General features: G+C 51.1%; 18 protein-coding genes. 2 read left to right on the forward strand and 16 right to left on the reverse strand.

Annotated features, from left to right (window positions below; all coding sequences use genetic code 11):
- Positions 1–35: 35 nt before the first annotated feature.
- The 7 genes from QMO62_RS08135 to QMO62_RS08165 form a co-directional block, all read right to left on the reverse strand.
- A complete protein-coding gene (locus QMO62_RS08135; protein ID WP_284640144.1) occupies positions 36–617 on the reverse strand; it encodes a GerMN domain-containing protein in 582 nt (193 codons plus the stop codon).
- 18 nt (positions 618–635) lie between these two features.
- Entirely contained in the window at positions 636–2,159 is a 1,524-nt protein-coding gene (locus QMO62_RS08140; protein WP_284640146.1) for an N-acetylmuramoyl-L-alanine amidase, read from the reverse strand.
- Between the two features lie 195 nt (positions 2,160–2,354).
- Positions 2,355–3,857, reverse strand: coding sequence for an AAA family ATPase (locus QMO62_RS08145; RefSeq protein ID WP_284640147.1), 1,503 nt, complete (start codon positions 3,855–3,857; stop codon positions 2,355–2,357).
- Positions 3,850–4,386 carry a hypothetical protein gene (locus QMO62_RS08150; protein WP_284640148.1) on the reverse strand — a complete coding sequence of 179 codons (537 nt, stop codon included), beginning with the start codon at positions 4,384–4,386 and terminating at the stop codon, positions 3,850–3,852. Before QMO62_RS08150 ends, QMO62_RS08145 begins: the two co-directional genes overlap by 8 nt.
- Positions 4,387–4,517: 131 nt before the next feature.
- Entirely contained in the window at positions 4,518–5,519 is a 1,002-nt protein-coding gene (locus QMO62_RS08155) for a metallophosphoesterase family protein (protein ID WP_284640149.1), read from the reverse strand.
- Positions 5,520–5,560: 41 nt separating this feature from the next.
- Entirely contained in the window at positions 5,561–6,058 is a 498-nt protein-coding gene (locus tag QMO62_RS08160; protein WP_284640151.1) for a cell wall elongation regulator TseB-like domain-containing protein, read from the reverse strand.
- Positions 6,059–6,092: 34 nt separating this feature from the next.
- Positions 6,093–7,397, reverse strand: coding sequence for an amidohydrolase (locus QMO62_RS08165; protein ID WP_284640153.1), 1,305 nt, complete (start codon positions 7,395–7,397; stop codon positions 6,093–6,095).
- Positions 7,398–7,667: 270 nt separating this feature from the next.
- Here QMO62_RS08165 and QMO62_RS08170 point away from each other — a divergent pair, with 270 nt between their 5' ends.
- Together QMO62_RS08170 and QMO62_RS08175 are read left to right on the forward strand one after the other, a co-directional pair.
- A complete protein-coding gene (locus QMO62_RS08170; protein ID WP_284640154.1) occupies positions 7,668–8,288 on the forward strand; it encodes a DUF47 domain-containing protein in 621 nt (206 codons plus the stop codon).
- 43 nt (positions 8,289–8,331) lie between these two features.
- Positions 8,332–9,330 carry an inorganic phosphate transporter gene (locus QMO62_RS08175; RefSeq protein ID WP_284640156.1) on the forward strand — a complete coding sequence of 333 codons (999 nt, stop codon included), beginning with the start codon at positions 8,332–8,334 and terminating at the stop codon, positions 9,328–9,330.
- Between the two features lie 48 nt (positions 9,331–9,378).
- On the opposite strand, the gene QMO62_RS08180 is transcribed toward QMO62_RS08175, so the two are convergent.
- From QMO62_RS08180 to bshA, 9 genes are all read right to left on the reverse strand, one after another.
- The gene (locus QMO62_RS08180) at positions 9,379–10,014 is read right to left on the reverse strand and encodes a redox-sensing transcriptional repressor Rex (protein ID WP_284640157.1); all 636 of its coding nucleotides are present in this window, start codon (positions 10,012–10,014) and stop codon (positions 9,379–9,381) included.
- Positions 10,011–12,866 carry an ATP-dependent DNA helicase DinG gene (dinG, locus tag QMO62_RS08185; RefSeq protein WP_284640158.1) on the reverse strand — a complete coding sequence of 952 codons (2,856 nt, stop codon included), beginning with the start codon at positions 12,864–12,866 and terminating at the stop codon, positions 10,011–10,013. Before dinG ends, QMO62_RS08180 begins: the two co-directional genes overlap by 4 nt.
- A gap of 85 nt (positions 12,867–12,951) precedes the next feature.
- Positions 12,952–13,605: a tetratricopeptide repeat protein gene (locus QMO62_RS08190; RefSeq protein ID WP_284640160.1), complete on the reverse strand. Its 654-nt coding sequence runs from the start codon at positions 13,603–13,605 to the stop codon at positions 12,952–12,954.
- 70 nt (positions 13,606–13,675) lie between these two features.
- The gene (panD, locus tag QMO62_RS08195; RefSeq protein WP_284640162.1) at positions 13,676–14,059 is read right to left on the reverse strand and encodes an aspartate 1-decarboxylase; all 384 of its coding nucleotides are present in this window, start codon (positions 14,057–14,059) and stop codon (positions 13,676–13,678) included.
- Between the two features lie 20 nt (positions 14,060–14,079).
- A complete protein-coding gene (panC, locus tag QMO62_RS08200; RefSeq protein WP_284640164.1) occupies positions 14,080–14,949 on the reverse strand; it encodes a pantoate--beta-alanine ligase in 870 nt (289 codons plus the stop codon).
- A 15-nt stretch (positions 14,950–14,964) separates the two neighbouring features.
- Entirely contained in the window at positions 14,965–15,825 is an 861-nt protein-coding gene (gene panB, locus QMO62_RS08205; protein WP_284640166.1) for a 3-methyl-2-oxobutanoate hydroxymethyltransferase, read from the reverse strand.
- A 283-nt stretch (positions 15,826–16,108) separates the two neighbouring features.
- Entirely contained in the window at positions 16,109–17,074 is a 966-nt protein-coding gene (locus QMO62_RS08210; RefSeq protein ID WP_284640168.1) for a biotin--[acetyl-CoA-carboxylase] ligase, read from the reverse strand.
- Positions 17,071–18,321 carry a CCA tRNA nucleotidyltransferase gene (locus QMO62_RS08215; protein WP_284640170.1) on the reverse strand — a complete coding sequence of 417 codons (1,251 nt, stop codon included), beginning with the start codon at positions 18,319–18,321 and terminating at the stop codon, positions 17,071–17,073. Before QMO62_RS08215 ends, QMO62_RS08210 begins: the two co-directional genes overlap by 4 nt.
- Positions 18,322–18,338: 17 nt before the next feature.
- Positions 18,339–19,517 (reverse strand): N-acetyl-alpha-D-glucosaminyl L-malate synthase BshA, encoded by a 1,179-nt coding sequence (gene bshA, locus QMO62_RS08220; protein ID WP_284640172.1) that lies wholly within the window; start codon positions 19,515–19,517, stop codon positions 18,339–18,341.
- Positions 19,518–19,520: the final 3 nt, after the last annotated feature.

Below are 19,520 nucleotides of genomic sequence, written 5' to 3' on the forward strand. Positions count from 1 at the left end.
TCTGCCGGTTCCTCTGCTTAGTGCTTGCTTGAAAGCTACTTCCTCTTGATAGGGTGAGGCAGATCCATATGCCCCATAAGGCTCTCCACCTGCTTGCCGTCCACCAGTACATCCACAGCTTGAATTTCCTGGAATTGGAACACCGTTTGACCCAGTGCATCCAGCAGCAGCTTCTCCCCTCCGGAGCCCAGTCTGCCTTCCGGCTGGATGGTAATGTCTACGTTCAACTGACCGTTTTTGAGCGACACGGATTTGAATTCAATCCCCTTAAATAGAGGAGTCAACTTGCTGTCTTCACTAGCACGCAGAGCTTGAAGCGCCGCAGCATACTTATCCGAATCCTGCTTATAGGAAATGGTTACATCACGCTCCAGAAGCTTCTCCATCTCGGAATCCCCATAGTAAGCTTTAATCTTCAGCTGCTTCTCCTGCGGGGTTTGCGGGGCTGCCGGCGCCTGCTGAGCGGGCGGTTTGGCATTCTCCTGCGTTTGGGAGGGAGCAGCCGTACCTGCATTGCCCTGAACCTGGGCAGGCTGCTTCGTTTGGCCGCATCCGGCTGCCAAAAGCAGAGCGACGACAGCAACGGTTGTTGTCTGAATCCATTTGGTTTTAGCCATCCTTCACTCACTCCTCTGTCATTTTAGATGTAATTGTTCCTTGATCCCGGCCACAATAGCAGCGGCAACCGTTTGCTGGAAGTCCTCCTGAAACATCGTCGACTCTTCCGTTCGATTGGATAAAAATCCAATCTCCAGCAGCACCGAAGGCATCTCTGTATTTCTAATGACATGGAAATTGCCCTGCTTCACCTTGCGGTCCGGAAAGCCTGTAGCTTCCAGCACATGTTTATGCATGATTTCGGCAAAATTCAGGCTTTGCTCCGTATAGTAATACGTTTCGGTGCCGCGAATCGTTTCCTTGGTAGTGGAATTGGCATGGACAGAGACAAATACATCCGCCTTCTGCTCGTTGGCTATAGCGACTCTCTCGGCCAGCTCCAGAAACGTATCGTCAGAGCGGGTCAGCTTCACTTCAATCTGCGGCTCCTTGGCCAGGAGCTCAGCGACCTTAATACTCACCGGTAGAACGAAGTCCTTTTCCCTTCTCTTGGTAGCCTGAGAAATGGCTCCCGTGTCTTTACCGCCGTGACCTGCATCAATCACCACAAGCGCCTTGGTTTTAACCGGGATCAGCTTCCAGGCATACTCGCCTGCGGCAGGCTTATCGATAGGCTTCCAATCTACCTTTTTCGATAAATCTACTACTATTCTAACGATTGAAGACTCTTTTGCAAATAGCAAATAACGAACCTGCGAGACGGAGTCGGCTTTGATGTCGATCTTCCCTTCTCCATTTGCGGCTGTCTTCATCGTCTCCTTATCGAGCACCGTACCGGGCATGTCGATGATCAACTGATTCGTTTCCGCCTTCATGGTCACATTCGGCTTCACCATGCCGCCTGCAGTATTGATGGAGAGCTTGTCCCCGGTCACGTTAACAGCTTTAATGATGACCGGCTCCTCCGTCTTCCCAGGCACTGCCACATCAGGCTTGGTGGGAGCTGTTGCGGAAGGCTTGGCCGTCTCTCCCGCAGGTACCTTATCCGGGCTGCTCGGAACGAAGGCCGGTACATCGGCAGGCTTCTCGACAGGCTTGCCTGACGGTTTGTCCTGGGAGCCTGCGCTTGCCTGTGGCTTGTCCGCGCCAGTCTGTGCTACATCCGTGCCTTCGGATTGAAAGAGAAATACAGAGCGGGTCAGCTCATCCCAGGTCACCTTGACGCCAAGCTGCTCACTAACGAAGCGGAGCGGCAAGAGCGTATTCCCTTCTACAATGACGGGCGCCGACTCAAGACGAAGCACGCTGCCGTTCACTACGGCATCCGCCTTATCTATGGTCAGCTGGATATTGGTATCCTCCTTACTCACTCCAACCTTCCGCTGCTTACCGTCCCAGGTCACATTCGCACCGACCGACTCTGCGATGACGCGGATCGGCACCATCGTATTCTCCTTTATGATCCTCGGCGGGACTTCACTCACCAGCGCCTTTCCGTTTAGAAACAATTGAATCTGAGCTTCCGCGGCGGAAGCTTGACCCGCGATCAGCAAGGATAAGGTAATCAGCAACGAACACCAATAAGCTACAAATCTCATCATGCACCTCGTTCATTATGTATTGGAATGGATATGTCATTTATGTAAACGTTTGTAACTTGGTTTCTCTTTTACACGAATTCTATCATTTTGTGCCGAAATCTACCAATATATTAGACTTGTTTTTTGTAGAAAAGTTGCACCTTTATAAAAAGAAAAGCCATGAAGCGCTCCTTGCGCCTCATGGCTTAATTAGATCTAGGCAATATGCTTGCTGTCCGTCTGTTCCCTTAGAAGCTGACGGAACTGCTCGCCGGTTAACGTCTCTTCACGAATCAAAATATCCAGCGATTGCTCGAATACTTGACGGTATTGCTCCAGCATTTCTCTTGTAGAAGCGGTCAGCTCCTCCAGAATCGAAGCATTTTCTTTCATCAGCTCTTCCTTCGTCACCATATCTCTGTCGATAATGCCAAGCTTAGTAAGGCCGGAATCCATCATCGTCCGCACCATATTCAGAGACTGCTCGAAGTCGTTGCGCGAACCGGTGCTACGGCCGCCGTAGAACATTTCTTCCGAAACGGCTCCTCCCAGGGCAACCATAATTTGCTGTTCGATTTGCTCTTTCGTGTACAGGTATTGATCCTGCTGCGGATTATGACGCACATAACCAAGCGCCTTTCCCCGCGGACTTAGAGCGACCTGTGACACGGATCCCGGCTTCAACACCTCGGCCGCGATCGCATGACCCAGCTCGTGAATGGCCACACGCTCACGCTCTTCCTTGGTCGATTCACGGTCGGTCTTCTCGCCCATCATCACCTTGTCCACCGCCAGCGACAAGTGCTTCTGCGTGATCAGCTCGCTATTGTCGCGCATCGCGTAGATCGCCGCTTCGTTCATGACGCTCTCCAGCTGGGCACCGGAAAAATGGAACGTTTCCTGAGCGATCATTTCCAAATTTACATCTTCCGCGAGCGGTTTATTTTTGGAGTGAATGTTCAGAATATGCATACGTCCTTTTTTGTCGGGCAAATCCACTTCAATATGTCTGTCGAAGCGTCCTGGACGAAGCAAAGCGCTGTCCAGCATTTCTTTACGGTTCGTAGCGGCCATGATCAACACGCGCGGATGTTCGCTCGTATGAATACCGTCCATTTCCGTAAGAAGCTGGTTCAAGGTCTGATCGTATTCACGCTGCTGGCCTCCGGCCCGCTGGCCGCCAATCACATCAATTTCGTCAATGAAAACAATCGCACTTTCTTTGTTTTCCTTAATTGCCTTCGCACGTGCTTCCTTAAATAAATCGCGGACTCGGCTCGCACCTACACCGACGTACATCTCGACGAATTCCGAACCGGAAGCCGCCAGGAATACAGAATTCGTGTAATGCGCTGCAGCTTTGGCCATCAACGTCTTCCCCGTCCCCGGAGGTCCGGTAAGCAGGATCCCCTTCATAGGACGAATTCCGAGCTTCTTGATGTCCTCAGCCCGGATGAGGAAATCGAGCGCCTCTTGAAGCTCCCGCTTCGCCCTGTCCTGACCGCCGATATCCTCGAACGTCAGGAAGCTGGGTTGCTTGCTGCGGGTTTTCCGTTCCGAACCGACATTCATCCCGCTGCGAGCACGGTTCATATAGAGAAACGTACCTAAAATCGCAGACATAAATACAAGGGGAATGACATTCACCCCAAGGAATACTAGAAACAAAATCAAAACCGGGATCGATCCCAGTAAAATTTCTTTACCATATTTACTCATTCGGCCACACCCCCATTTTTGCCGGTGTCCGAGGAAGCATGATATGTTTGCTGGATTCACCGTCTTTCAGTGTGACATATACATACTTGTCATCCATCTCCGTAGAGACGGTCAGTCCATCCCCAGACGCCTCCGCTTTCGCTTGCAGCGATTTCGGAATATCCGCGTATTGCTTCGTTTCCATGGCCTGCGCAACCTCAAACAAGGCCGAGGACCACCACTGCTCCAGCCGCGGCGAAGAATCGCCGGCAATCGTGACGAGCAGCTGCTTATCTCCAATGACGGATGCGCCCTGCTTCTGAATCTGTTGATATACATCACGCAGACTCGTATCGGAAGCCAGCTTAAGCTCCAATTCCGCCTTCGTTCCGCTCAAGTTCATTTGGACCAGCTCCACTCCCGGAATGCTGGTAACCACATTTTGCAGCGGGTTCTCCATGGCAACACTTTGATATGCGAAATATCCGCCGAACAATACGCTGGCTGACACGACAACACTCAATATAACAGGTAAGAGACGTAACTTCATAAGCTAACGTCCCCCTTTCTACGAATATATTTTAGATAAACATCTTTATACGCAACAAAAAATGCTATACTCAGAGTATAGCACATGATCTATCACTTATGCGGATGTAATGTGTGGAAGCTTGCCCAGACTCATTCCTTTGCTCGCGCGGATACGCTGAAGCGATCGATGGACTTATTGTCCGCATCATATACGTTGAAATCAGCTTTTCCTGCACCAATGTCAACCACCATATAATGATACACCGGGTTCGGCCCGGCAATCACATTTTTCTTATCTTTTACCGTTGAATAAAGCGGTGCTCCCGCTCCTCCGACCGTCAGCTGATAAATGGAATGCTTGAACTGCTGGTTAAAGGAGCTGTCTACCGTCCGCCGATTGTAATTATGCTCATGACCGACCATAGCCGCCGTAACCTGATAGCGGTCAAGCAAGCCCCACAAAGCATCGCGCCGAACGGGATCCGCATCTAGAGATTTTCCGAAATGGGCACTGGCAGGGTAGGCCGGAACGTGAAATATTACGAAATCATAGGATTTGTCGCTTGTTTGAAGACGATCGTCCAAGTAAGCCAGCTGCTTGTCATCAATAATATACTGCTTTTTCTCATTCGTCCGATTGGAATTGAGCACAACGAAACGTGCATCCTGGTAGTCAAATGAATACACCGATTTCCGATAGCCTTCCAGCTGTTCGTTAGGCAAATAAGCGAAGTGCTTACTGAATAACTCTTCGTCATCATCATGATTGCCTAAGGTAGGGTAATACAAATGGACCGGATAATAATCATCGACGATATTTTTCCATTCTGCGAGCTCCGCATCAACGTTGCTCCCTTTGATTTGATCTCCGGTAAACAAGATAAACGAAGGCTGAGGCTGAAGCGTCTTGAGCTGCTGCAGCAGCCGGCGCAGTGTAGCTTCATTAATAGCATCGCCGATGCCGCCGCGGCTGTCCCCCATCACAATAAAGCGAAAAGGCTGCTTGTTTGAAGTTCGCGGCTTTTGCTCATCAAGCTGAGTTTTACCCGGAGGCCATGCCTCATTCCCTTTCGGTGGCATCGCTTTATCAGGCAGGACGGCAGGTGAAAGCTCTCTCCCCTGCTGACAGCCTAACAATAACAGCAAACTCATGATAGCAACAACAGCGTGACGCTTCACCCCCATTCCCTCCCTTATTGGATATTGAGCCTCCATGTATCGATCAAAGAACCATCCGTGAACTTATAATACGTATAATAGTGCTTTTCCTTCTCTCCCTCAGGCTCGCGTTTGTAGAACACTTCCCAAACCGGCTGTCCGTCCAGAATACCCGGTTGTATACGCAGGATTTCGGCATCCGGCTGCTGGGAAAGCAGCCCTTGCTTCGCCTGCTCCGACGTGATACCGGAGGAAGCCATTTCGGTACGGATATCGTTTTCCGATACCCAGACGATAACGGGCTGCCCGATTTTGTCCTTCCCTTGTATCACCGTATAAATTTGGTCCCCGACAAACCGTTCCACCTTGTCGGCCTTAGCAAGAATCGTTTTCTCATAAGCTTGTTGAACGGCTGCACGCTGGACCGACCATTCCGGCTCCATAATGCCGGTGAACATTTTTGCACTTAGAAATATTCCAAGCGAGACCGCAACCACTATCAACGTGATCCACTTCCAACGTTTTGCAATCAACTTGCTTACCTCCTCCCGCCGCCGTTCGTTCGGCTTACGAGGAAGCTCCCGTCAACCGCTCAAAGCAGCGCTGTGCTTCAAACAAAACCTTTTCCTCATCAATCGTCAAGCATTCGCCCTTGCGCATAATTTGCTTGCCGTCCACCCACACGTCAGTTACATCTTTGCCGCTGCCTGCGTACACGACATGAGAAATGTAATTCGTTCTTGGGTAATAATGAGCCTGCTCGATATCTACGGCGATCATGTCCGCTTTCATGCCGGGCTGCAGCGCACCTACATCGTTCAACCAGATCGAACGTGCCCCGTCAAGCGTGCCCATGCGCAGCGCGGCGGAAGCAGGCACCGCAACCGGATCACCGGTGACTCCCTTATGCAGAAGAGCAGCCAAGCGAATTTCCTCGAACATATCTAGGTTATTATTGCTTGCCGAGCTGTCCGTGCCCAGGGACACCAGCACTCCTGCGCGCTGCAGCTCCGGTACACGGGCAATGCCGCTGGCCAGCTTCAGGTTGCTGTTAGGATTGTGGGACACTCTCACATCGTATTTGGCCAAAACATTGATTTCTTCATCGGTCAAATGTACGCCGTGGGCTACCAGAGTCGGTCTAGTGAATACTCCCAGCTTTTCGAGATGGGCAACCGGCCGTAGTCCGTACTGATCCACATTCCCCTGCACTTCCCTGGCTGTTTCGGACATATGCGTATGGATCGGAAGATTAAGCTCATGAGCAGCAGCTACGATCCGCTCGATGTAATCGGGAGGGCACGTATACGGCGCATGAGGTGACATCATGGTCGTGATCCGTCCTCCTGCCTGTCCGTTCCAATCTTTGGCGAACTGTACCGCTTCCTTCAGCTTGGCGTCCTGCACTTCAGGAGGACACAGCCCGATGACGCCGCGGGTGAGGACAGCCCTCATTCCCGTTTCTTCAACGCTTTTCGCGACTTCATTCATATGGTCGTACATATCTACGAAGGTGGTAGTGCCGCTTTTTACCATTTCAAGGATGGACAGCATTGTGCCGGTACGCACGTCATGCGCCGTGAATTGTCCCTCCATCGGCCACATTTTTTCTTCCAGCCATACTTGGAGAGCCATATCATCGCCATATCCTCTAAGCAGAGACATGGCGGCATGGCAATGGGTATTCACAAGGCCCGGTAGGAACAGCTTTCCCTTCCCGTCGATTACGTGATCGTATGTATTTATCGGTTCAGGAGCATTCGTTCCGATGTAAGAGATCCGATTGTCTTCCATTATTAGGCATCCTTGGAGAATCGGTGTCTCTTCATTCATAGTAATAAAGGTTCCATTGGTAATGATCGTTTTTGCCATTGGTATCTATCCTTCCCCTTGCTTTTGAGCATATCGATTTCACTGTACAACTTTACAGGGGCAAAATCAACTTATTACAAACTTTCGAATAATGATTCTCATTTCATGTACATATCTTATTTTGGATAAACTAAGATTGCATTGCCCCTTCCACCTATGTTATTTTTAATTTTGTGTAAATTTGAGGATTCTTGTCTACATAACTCGAACGATATTGTTAAGCTTTTGTTAATCAATATATATTTCCATCCCTAAGGAGGATTTTCATCCATGCTTTTCACCAAAAAGAACGACACGGATTTCCTGCTTCTTCTTATCAAGGCGGCAGAGAACACGCTTCACGCAGCTCAAATGTTCCGCACAGCGGTTATGGGCAACGAATCCCCCGCAACGTACTACCCGCAATTGCGTGATCTTGAGCATCAGGGCGATGAAATTACGCACACCATCTTCAAGGGTCTGAACAAGGTTTTCATAACTCCGCTCGACCGTGAGGATATCCTTGAGCTTACCTCCAAGGTAGACGATGTGCTTGACGGCATCGAGGCAACCATTGCCCGTTTCGATTATATGGACCTGCATGTTTCCGATAAATATATGCAGGAGTTTTCGGCTGTCATCGTTGCCAGCTGCCAGCACATTCTGGATGCCTTTAAACTCCTTGCCAAGAAGAAATATATGCAAATTACGGAGCACACCGTCAAAATCAACAGCTTGGAGAACGAAGGCGACCGCCTCATGCGGGAGGGTATTCGCGACATCTTCAAAAACCCGACGGATCCTTATCATGATTTCAAATTGAAAGAGCTGTATGAGCGCCTGGAGCAAACAACCGATGCTTGCGAGGACGTCGCCAATATTTTGGATAGCGTCGTACTCCGTTATTCCTAAGCTAAAGCGCGGGAATGCGCTACAGTAAACGTAGGAGGAAATCATGTTAACCTTAATTATCGTTGTCGTTGCCCTTGCCCTGCTCTTTGACTTCATCAACGGGTTTCACGATACGGCCAATGCCATTGCTACGTCCATCTCTACCCGGGCGTTATCTCCCCGATTCGCTGTCATTTACGCTGCCGTTCTAAACTTTGTCGGCGCCGTTTATTCATCGGAGGTTGCGAAAACCGTAGGCGGTAAAATTGCCAACCCGGCTACGATCGAAAATGGAGTTTATATCGTTATCGCCGCTCTGCTTTCCGCGATCATCTGGAATCTGCTCACTTGGTACTATGGGATTCCTTCCTCTTCTTCGCATACTTTGATTGGCTCCTTGGCAGGCGCCGTTATCTCCGGCGCCGGAATCCAGGCCGTCAACTGGGCGGGCTTTAAGGAAATCATCGTGATCTTGATCCTGTCCCCGATCGTGGCTTTTGCTACAGGATTTATCATCATGTGGATCATTAAGAGAATCGTACTTGTATCCGGTAATAATTCCAGATCCAAGCTCAATCGAACCTTTCGGTTCTTCCAAATCCTTTCCGCCGGGCTGCTTTCTTTCTCCCATGGCGGGAATGACGCACAAAAGGCAATGGGTATCATCGTTTTCGGTTTAGTCGCGCTGCAATACCAAAGCTCGCTGGATGTGCCTTTGTGGGTTAAGCTTTCGGCCGCGACTGCCATGGGTCTTGGCACCTCCATCGGGGGCTGGAGAATTATCAAAACGATGAGCCGCAAGCTGTTAAAAATCGAGCCGATCAACGGCTTCGCTTCCGATTTGAACTCATCGATTGTGATTCAGACGTCTACGGCCATGGGGATGCCGCTTTCCACGACCCATGTCATTTCCTCCTCCATTATCGGCTCTGGAGCCGTCTTGAGGTTCCATGACGTGAAGTGGGCGACCGTGACACGAATGGTCATGACATGGATCATTACGATCCCGATTAGTATGATTCTCGCCTTCCTGTTGTACAAGGTTGTCTTCGTCTTCTCGTAAGACAGACAAGCCCGGTCACTCCTAAGAGTTGACCGGGCTTTTTCATTTTTATTTATCTGCTTCATCATCCAAATAGTAAGCCAAGCTTTGCAGCTCGGTTGTGAAATCCGCATGATGGACACGAACGTCGGCGGGAACCTTGATGATAATTGGAGCAAAGTTCAGAATCGCCTCTACTCCGGCCTCTACAAACTGGTTCGCCACCTGCTGTGCCTCTACGGCCGGAACTGTGATGATTCCTATACGTATGCGGTGCGCCTCAACTGTAGTCTTCAGCTCTTTCATAGGCTTCACCTTCAGGTTGTTTATGGATTCCCCAACCTTCGAATCATGAGCGTCAAACACCGCTACAATTTTCATATTGTCTTTCAAGTAGGCATTATAATTGCAGAGAGCTCTCCCCAGGTTTCCCGCTCCTACAAGCCCTACGGGGATAACTTTATCCAGCTTAAGAATTTGTCTTATTTTCTCAATGAGGTAATCAACGTCGTACCCGATCCCTTTTTTTCCGAACTCGCCGAAGTAGGCAAGATCCTTCCGGATTTGCGCAGGATTTAAGTCAAGCTTTTGTCCCAGATCCTGCGAGGATACCGTTTGAACATGATTTTTGCTTAATTCATTTAGAAATCGTAAATAAATCGGCAGCCGACGTACGACCGCTTCTGAAATTTTCGGTGTTTTCATTGTTCCTTCTCACCCATCCACTGCTTAATTCTCGGTACGAGCTGACTGGTGTTCATATGCTCTATTTTGGGGCCCGGCAGTGAATATAAAAAATATTTGCCGTAGTTCGTATCGATCACGCGAGTATCATACACCAGCACGATGCCGCGGTCGGAGGCCGTTCGAACCAACCGGCCGAAGCCCTGCTTGAAGCGAATGACCGCTTGCGGTACGGAAAGCTTCATGAATGGGTTTTGGCCCAGCTTCTTGAGGTTCTCCGTTTTCGCTTCCACCAGCGGATGATTCGGAGGCTGAAAGGGAAGCCTGACAATGGCCAGGCAGCTTAACGCATTCCCCGGAATGTCAACCCCTTCCCAGAAGCTGCTGGTGCCGAGCAATACGCTTGCGGGGTAATTCTGGAACATCCGTGTCAGCTTGCTTCGGTTGCTGCTGTCTACGCCTTGTCCCAGCACCTGAATGCCGAAGGGAGAAAGCATATCCTTAAGTCCGGCGTGAGCTGCCTTCAGCATCCGGTTGGAGGTAAACAGCACCAGCATGCGTCCCTTGGTCTCAAGGGCGACCTCCGCAAGGGATAGAATCAGCTTGTCCACAAACTCCTTCTCCCCAACGTTGCCCCGAATACTTGGAAAATCCCTCGGAATAACCACCAAGGCTTGCTCACGGTAATTAAACGGAGACGGCAGCTGAACGGTCACCAGCTTATTGTCGTCCTTTGTCTGAAGTCCAAGCTGCTCGCAGGTATAGTCAAAGGACTTACCGACGGAGAGAGTTGCCGAGGTCATCACAACACTTTCCTTCGCATCGAAGAAGTACTGCTTCAGCAGGCTGCTGACATCCATCGGCACGCTGCTCAGCTGAAGCGAACGCGCTTTATTATAATGACCCGCTTCGAGCCAGTATACATAATTCTCATCTGCCATGGTCATGAAAAAGTGCAGCGCATCTTTGTGTCGAAACAGCTGTTTCACGGTTCCGCTTAAGTCCGTGACAAGGCTTGCGGCGTCATACTCATCTTGCAGCTCCTTAACTTCCGTAAGCAGACGATCCAGCTTCTTATTCACTTCCGTAAAATGAAGCTGCATGTTCTCTTCCATAATCATCAGCTTATCCCAGCCGTTCGGCAGGCTGTCCTTTCTCAGCCGAAGCACCATCGTATTGCCTTCGGTTTGCGAAGCATCGCTCCGGGACGCCAGCAGCTGATAAAGAACCTCGGTCAGCTCATCCCACTGCTCCTTCAAAGCGATAAGCCTCGGAACGATTTCCTCTATCATCGAGCACCATTTCTGCGTAATATCCTTCTCGAACCGGGCCAGCTTCTGCTTGAGCAGGGAGAGCTGTCCTGTACGCGCATCCTTATAGAGCCATAGCAGCGTACCGGAGAGCCCATGATAATGAAGCTCAATTCCCAAGTGCTTGCTGGCCACTTCCTCAAAGTGATGCGCTTCATCGATGACCAAATGCTTATACCCCGGCAGCACGCGATTTTCCGCCACAACATCCGTAAATAATAAGGAATGATTCGTGATAACGACATCCGCATTGTTGGCTTCGTGCCTTGCTCGATGATAGAAGCATTTTTTAAACCACGGACATGCGCGGTTCAAACAAGACTCAGCGTCGCTGGAGACCGAATACCAAAACTGCTGGCCCTTGCCTGAGAAATGAAGCTCTTCGTCATCCCCGTGTTTCGTTTCTCCGAGCCATACAATCATTTGCGCCGCGGTAACGCGGTCCTCGCGGCCGTTCTCGAAGTCCAGCGTATTGACCTTCGCCTCGAATTTGCGAGAGCAAAGATAATGGCTTCGTCCCTTAAGAATTCCCGCCTTGAATGGAACGGGAAACAGCTCCTTGAGCAGAGGGATATCCCTCTCGCGCAGCTGTTCCTGCAAATTGATCGTGTGGGTGGATACGACAACCTTTTTCTCGTTCTTCAGCCCGTAATAGAGGGAGGGAATCAGGTAACCGAGTGATTTCCCGGTCCCCGTACCCGCTTCAATCATGAGGTGCTGTTCCTTCTGGAACGCGCTTTCCACATTGTTCAGCATCTGCACCTGGGACTCCCGTTCCTCATAGGCGCCGAAGCTTTGCTGCATTAAGGCCTTCAACTGAGTGTAGAAGGCTCCGAAATCATCCGGCATTCGTTTGATTTCCTGAGGATCCCGTTCCTCCTCCTCTTCACCCCAATCGCTTACATTCAAGGCGAATTGCCTGAAGTAGCGGTCTTCATGAGGATCGGAGCCGGCTGAGGCGTGCATTTCTTTGTAAGTGCGCAGCTCGTGAATTAACCAACCGAGATCGCCAACCTGATCCTCAAAAACCATCTCCAGCCGCTGTAGTGTCAGCAGGGGAAGCGATTGCAGCCGTTCCATGCAGCGAAGCCAAATCAAGGCAGTCACCTCGGCATCGCTATCGGCCTGATGCGGCCGTTCGTGAACGATGTCGAAGGCTTGGCATACCATGCTCAGCTGCAGACTGGACAAACCGGGATACAGCATACGAAGGGTATCCATCGTATCCAGCACTCGTCCGTCGAACGGGTAATACCCCTCTTCATCCAGAGCCCTCTGGAGAAAGCTAAGATCGAAACCGACGTTATGTCCTACCAAGACGCTATCCTGCAGCAGAGGAACCATCTCGGCAATTACGGAATCGATCGAAGGCGCATCCTTTACCATTTCGTCATCTATGCCGGTTAAGGCTGTAATTGAAGAAGGTATACTTATCCCTGGATGGACCAGTGAAGTATACCTGTCCGAAATCTCTAAATCGTTAACAATGCACAGACCTACTTGAATAATGCGATCGGAAGACGTGCTTCCCGTTGTCTCAAAATCCAATACGGCGAATTTCATTGCTGTATGGTCAATCCCTTCATTTCCACTCTCTATTCCTATAGAATATCAGTTCGGAGCGGAAAAGGGAATAGTTATCTTCTGCCTACGAATGCCGGCCGGATGGGAAGGTAAACTGAAGTCCGCCCTTCTTTTCCTTGCACATCCCGAGCTCGATCAGTGGTTCGACGCTGGAAGGGTCGGTCCGGTAAGCCAAATTGAAATACTCGCAGGCTTTCTCCAAATTCTGATTTTGCGCCTGAATACAGCCCATGGCATTGAAGGAAATGGCCTTCATCTGTAAATTCTCGGTAAGCTGAGACAGAAACTGAAATTGGCTGTAGCTTTCCTCTGCATCGCCCTTCTTTAAATAGGACATAGCCAAATAAATACGCCCTAGGGTAAAATTCGGCTCATTCTGTATGAGCGCCTCAAATTCCTGAATGGCCTCTTCAAACATGCTCAGCTTATAGAAGCCTTGACCCCGAATGAACAGATCCGATCGTTTCCCCGCTATTTCGGGGTCAAACGGATCCGCGCCTAAGGCTGCCGGCCCCGATAAACTGATGCTGTTGGCATTCATAAACTGCCCCATTTTCTCCTCAAGCAGCAGCCACTCTTCGATACAATCGTCGCTCATCGCCTTTAGTGCGCGCAACTTTTCATGAAGCTCACGTTTCTTGGAACCGGAAGCGGAAGAGTACTGCGACATCACTTCGTCCAACATGTCATTCATGGAAGCAAAAAGATGTTTGAACATGTTTGCATCCCACCTTGAGCCTCTGAATTGTATCTTCATTGTGCGTAACCCGGCTCATTTTCATTCCTTGTTACAGAATGGTGGAATGAATTTCTTCCTTTAGTACACTGACTACTTTATTATTTTCACCCATGATGGCTATGTGAGGTGTATGCTTGCGTGCCTCTTCCTCGGTCATCATGACATACGATAAAATGATAACTGTATCGCCGGGATGGACAAGCCGTGCAGCGGCTCCGTTCAGACAAATGACGCCGGTTCCCCGGGGACCTGGAATAATATAGGTTTCAAAACGGGCACCGTTGTTATTATTAACAATCTGAACCTTCTCGTTAGGAAGCATATCCACCAGATCCAGAAGATCCTGGTCGATGGTAATACTGCCGACATAATTCAGATTGGCTTCTGTGACGGTGGCGCGGTGGATTTTGGATTTTAGCATTGTACGAAACAAGGCAATCGCCTCCTGAGGTATTAGGATATGCGGATAATGGTGTTATCAATTAATCGGGTTTTCCCGAACTTTACGGCAAGGGCCAGGATGACCCGGTCAACTTGCTTCAGGCTTTCGACGGGCTCCAGGGATGGGTAAGCCAGCAGCTCGGCATAGTCGATCACGGCCAGCGGCGCCGTCTCGATATGGCTGCGAACCGCATCCACCACTTGGGATGGGGTTACCGAAGATGCAGAGCTCCCGCCTAACAGCTCCTCTGCCATGCGAAGCGACTGGGACAGCACCAATGCTTGCTTCCGTTCCTCTTCGTTCAAATACACGTTCCGGGAGCTTAAAGCAAGACCGTCCGCTTCCCGAAGCGTCGGCCGCGGCACGATGGTTACCGGCATGTTCAGATCATGAACCATTTGCTCGATCACTGCCACCTGCTGAGCATCCTTCATCCCGAAATACGCCAAATCCGGCTGGACGATATTGAACAGCTTCGTAACAACGGTCGCGACTCCGTCAAAATGCCCCGGTCTTGAGGCTCCGCAAAGCCGCTCCGTAACCCCTTCTACGGTCACCTTGGTTTTGGTCGGCTTCGGGTACATCTCCTGCACCTGAGGGAAAAATACGATATCCGCCCCGGCATCCTTTGCAACGGCCAAGTCTCTCTCTTCATCCCGCGGGTACTTGTCAAAGTCCTCATTCGGTCCGAATTGCAGCGGATTGACGAAGATGCTGAGCACCACAAGATCACACTGGGCTCTTGCAGCTTCCAGCAAGGAGGCGTGACCCTGATGGAGATAACCCATGGTAGGCACAAAGCCTATTGTTGCTCCCGCTTTCGCGGCTCTTAGTGTGCGAATAGACTCTCGAAGCTCTTGTACAGCACGAATGACCTGCATGAATTTATGTTCCTCCTACTCTTTCCGTTCGTTTCCATATAAAGCTCCAGCGAGTTCCGCATCGGCATGGAAGGAGTGCTCCGGTGCAGGGAATTTACGCTGCTTCACGTCTTGCACATATTGGCTGATCCCGCTGCGGACGATTTCTCCCACGTTGGCATACGTTTTGACGAATCGTTTCGGATGAATTTCTGCGGCGTAGCCGAGCACATCATGGAACACAAGCACTTGTCCGTCGCAACCGGCTCCCGCCCCGATCCCGATTGTGGGAATGGTCAACCGTTTCGTTACCAGCTCGGCGATTTCATCCGTTACCAGCTCCAGCACGATAGAGAAAGCGCCTGCTTCCTCAATGGCAAGAGCATCCTCCAGCAGCTGCTTCGCTTGCGCCGAGTTTTTGCCCTGAACCTTATACCCGCCGATCTGATGAATGGACTGCGGCGTAAGGCCAATATGGCCCATCACCGGGATCCCTGCTTGAACCAGAGCTCTGACTGCGGGGACGATTTCTCGGCCGCCTTCCAGCTTCACCGCTTTAGCTAAACCCTCCTGCATGATTCTGCCAGCATGCTGAAGCGTTCGATCGATGCTCCCGTGGTAAGTCATAAAGGGCATATCCGTTACGACGAAGGTGGATTTCACAGCCCGTGTAACCGCTCTTGAATGGTAGATCATATCTTCTACGGTAACGGGAATCGTCGAGTCATAGCCGAGAACCACGTTCCCTAGGGAATCCCCCACCAGAATGACGTCAACCCCTGCTTGCTCCGCCAATTGGGCGGAAGGATAATCATAAGCTGTGATGACACTGATCGGCTGTCCGTCCTGCTTCATCTTCTTCAGCTTCGAAGTTGTTATGGGCTTGCGCGTTTCCATCCGTTCACCTGCTTCCTCTATGGTTATCCATAGTATTTCTATACAGCAAAAAAACCTTCCGGCCATCTACAAAAAGAGGCGAAAAGGTTCACATGTACGCAGTCTCATATGATCCTTCTGTCTCGGTCCGAATGGCTCAGAGCAGAATCCGACATATTTCAAAACGAAAGCTATGAAGTTGTGTAACTCCAGTATTGCGAGGTCAACCTGTTATGCCGCGTGCCGTTCCTCAAAAGGATACAGCCGCCGCATACACAGATTATACCAGAATCCGAAGGGTACGTCATCTGAATTCGACATCACCCGAGTAAATTTTGGTCAATGTCCCGTCCGCATGCCTCACCGCTAGAGCGCCTGAATCGTCCATGCTCTCGGCTATGCCTTCAATGACTCCCTGGGGTGTCTGGGAACGGACGGGCCGATGAAGCGAAACATTGAGCGCCTCCCACAGCAGCTTGATCGGAGCGAAGCCTTCCGTCAAGTAGAGCTCGTACAACTGTTCCAGCTCCAGAAGGAACCGGCACAGGAGCTCGGTGCGGTCCAGCGGTTTGCCTAATTCAATCGCCAAGGAGGTTGCGACCTCACGAATGTCCGGGGGAAAATCGTCGGCAACCAGATTGGCGCTGATCCCAACACCGGCTATTACGTGCTTTAACCTTTCATCCTCCGCGCTGGACTCCAGCAGGATCCCGCAAATTTTCTTGCCGCCGATGAGCAGATCGTTCGGCCATTTAATGCCAACGGGAAGCTCCGTGAACGCACGAATCGCCCTGCATAAGGCAACGGCTACCAAGAGCGTCAACTGGGGAGTGAATTGCAGAGGAATAGCCGGCCTGAGAATGATACTGACCCATATCCCCTTGCCCTGCGGAGAATGCCATTTGCGCCCCATGCGTCCTCGGCCGGCGGTTTGCTTATCCGCGAGAACTATCGTCCCCTCGGCCGCACCTTCGTTCACCAGCTGGTGAGCAACGTTTTGCGTGGAGTCCACCGATTCGTAGAATTTGATGCTTCGGCCAAGCCGCTTGGTTGTCAGCTTTGTCAGTAAATCCGTCAGCTCGAGCTTGTCCGGCTTCGTTATCAGCCGGTACCCTTTGCGGGATGCCGCTTCAAACTGATAGCCCTGCTCGCGAAGCTTCTCGATTTGCTTCCAAACGGCCGTCCTGCTGATGCCCAGCTTGCTGCTCAGCTCTTCGCCGGAAAGAAAAGCGCCGCTTGCGTCCTCAAACAGCTCCACTAGATCTTTCATGTCTGTATCACCTGCACCTTGCTGTAGACCGCCTTTGCCTCGTTCAAGAGCGCATCACGCTCGTTCGCCAGTCGGCCCAGGACCGCTTGCTGCAGCAGCTGCGAAAGCACCTTGCCCACCCATGGACCTGCCTTCATGTCAAAAGCGGCTACTAAATCTTTCCCCGTAATCTCCAATTCCTTCATTTCCGTTACCGGCATCTCGTCAAGCCAGACCGTCACTTCATCCGATTCCTTCGCGATGATGGCCGCTAGTCCTCGGACAGCTGCCATACCTGCACGAAGCACACTTAGCTTCCAGGCTGCAGACTCGTCCGTTTGTGCTGCACGCAGCTCCTCGAGCGTTTCCTGAGCAAGCATAATCCTGCTTACGGCTTCAATCCTTTGATTGGAGAACGTCAGCACGTGAAGGTCGTCCTTCGCTTCCGCCGAGCTCAATCCTATTCGCATGTATAAGCAAGCCCACCTCTGCTCCGAAGCAAGCCCCTCAAGCAGCGGCAGGTCCTGTTCAAATTTGTCCAAATCTGCGAGCAACAGCTTTTCTTTCACGAAAGACAAGGCACGGCTCTCGATCAGTAAGCGAAGCGCTGTCTGCGGATTTCTCCCTTCCATCATCCGCTCCAGCTCGGCTCTTACACGCTCTAATGCAATATGCTTCAGAAGTGGAACCTGTGCCAGCAATCCGGCCCACGTAGCCTCTTCAATGGTCAGATCATACTCCGAGGCAAAGCGCAGGCAGCGAAAAATCCGGAGAGCGTCTTCTCCGAATCGCTCCACCGGATTCCCTACACAGCGAAGAACGCCTCGCTCAAGGTCCTGCCGTCCGCCGAAAGGATCCACAAGCTCACCGGACCGGTTGATCGCCATGGCGTTCATCGTAAAATCGCGCCGCTGCAAATCCTCCAGCAAATTATCGATATATTCCACCTCCGTCGGACGACGGAAAGCTTCATACTCCGCTTCCCTGCGGAAGGTCGTGACCTCATAAGGCTCTTTGCCGATCATCACCGTAACCGTTCCATGCTGAAGCCCCGTTGGAATGGTCCGCTCAAACAGCTTCTGCACCTGCTCCGGACGGGCCGAGGTGGCGATGTCATAATCCTTCACCGGACGCTGAAGCTGTTTGTCACGAACACAGCCGCCCACCAGGTAGGCTTCGTAGCCTCTATCTGTGAGCGTTTCTACAATCTTCATCGCTCCTTGCTCCAGCGGTCCGGACCGGGAAGCGACATCCTTATCGACCATCATGCACTCTTCCTTCTTTGTTAACAGTTCATCGGCTTTAACCGCAAATCCTCCGGCATGCTGCGCTGCAGCACTCGATAGTATATCTCTTCATATTGTCTTGTAATGATATCGTTACAGAATGTGAAGCGAGCTCTGTGTAGACAGGCTTCCCTGATCCTATCGTAATTAGCCTGGTCGGACAGCAATATCTTGGCGTATTCCGCCATTTGCTCCACATCCCCGATCTCTGCCAAATATCCGGTCTCCCCGTGCGTAATCAGCTCCGGAATCCCCCCGGCATTCGATGCGATGGTCGGTACGCCGCAGGCCATCGCCTCCAAGGCTACCAGACCGAAGCTTTCTTTCTCCGAAGGCAGCAGCATAACGTCCGCCAGCGAGAGAAGCTGCGCCACGTCGTCCTGCTTCCCGCAGAACGTTACCCGGTCAAGGAGTCCCCGCTCTTTCACCTTGCATAACACCTTGGACAGCTCCGGACCTTCTCCGACAAAGAGGAGTCTTGCCGGAATGTCTTTTTGCACGCGATCGAACACTTCGACGACGTCGGTCACTCGCTTCACCGGTCGGAAGTTCGAGATATGGATCAGTATTTTTTCATCAGGCTGCGCGAATTCCTTCCTAAGCGCCGCAACCTCCCGAGGATAATACACCCTTTTATCGACAAAGTTATAACCCAAATCAATCGGCTTATCTATGGCCAGCAACTCGCGTGTCTCTTTAATGAGATCCTGCGAAACCGCCGTAACCGCGTCACTCTCATTGATGGCAAAGCGGATGAGATCGCTTAAGGACTCATCGTGCGCCAGCACCGTGATATCCGTTCCGTGGAGCGTTGTCACAACCTTCAGGTTGCTTCCCACCATCTGCTTGGCGATCAGCGCGCATACCGCATGAGGAATCGCATAGTGCACATGCAGCAGATCCAACTCCTCCAGCTTAGCGACCTGCGCCAGCTTACTGGCGAGCGAAAGATCGTATGGCGGATATTTGAATACGTAATAATCGTTGACTTCCACTTCGTGATAAAAAATATTTTTGTCGAACTTACCGAGCCGAAACGGCATGCTGTGCGTAATAAAATGAACCTCGTGCCCCTTCTCGGCAAGCAGCTTGCCGAGCTCGGTGGCTACAACCCCGGAGCCGCCGAGCGTAGGGTAACAGGTGATCCCGATTTTCAAACGATCCTTAGGCTTACTCATGGT

Source organism: Paenibacillus silviterrae, from assembly GCF_030167925.1.
GTDB classification, from domain to species: Bacteria; Bacillota; Bacilli; order Paenibacillales; family NBRC-103111; genus Paenibacillus_G; species Paenibacillus_G silviterrae.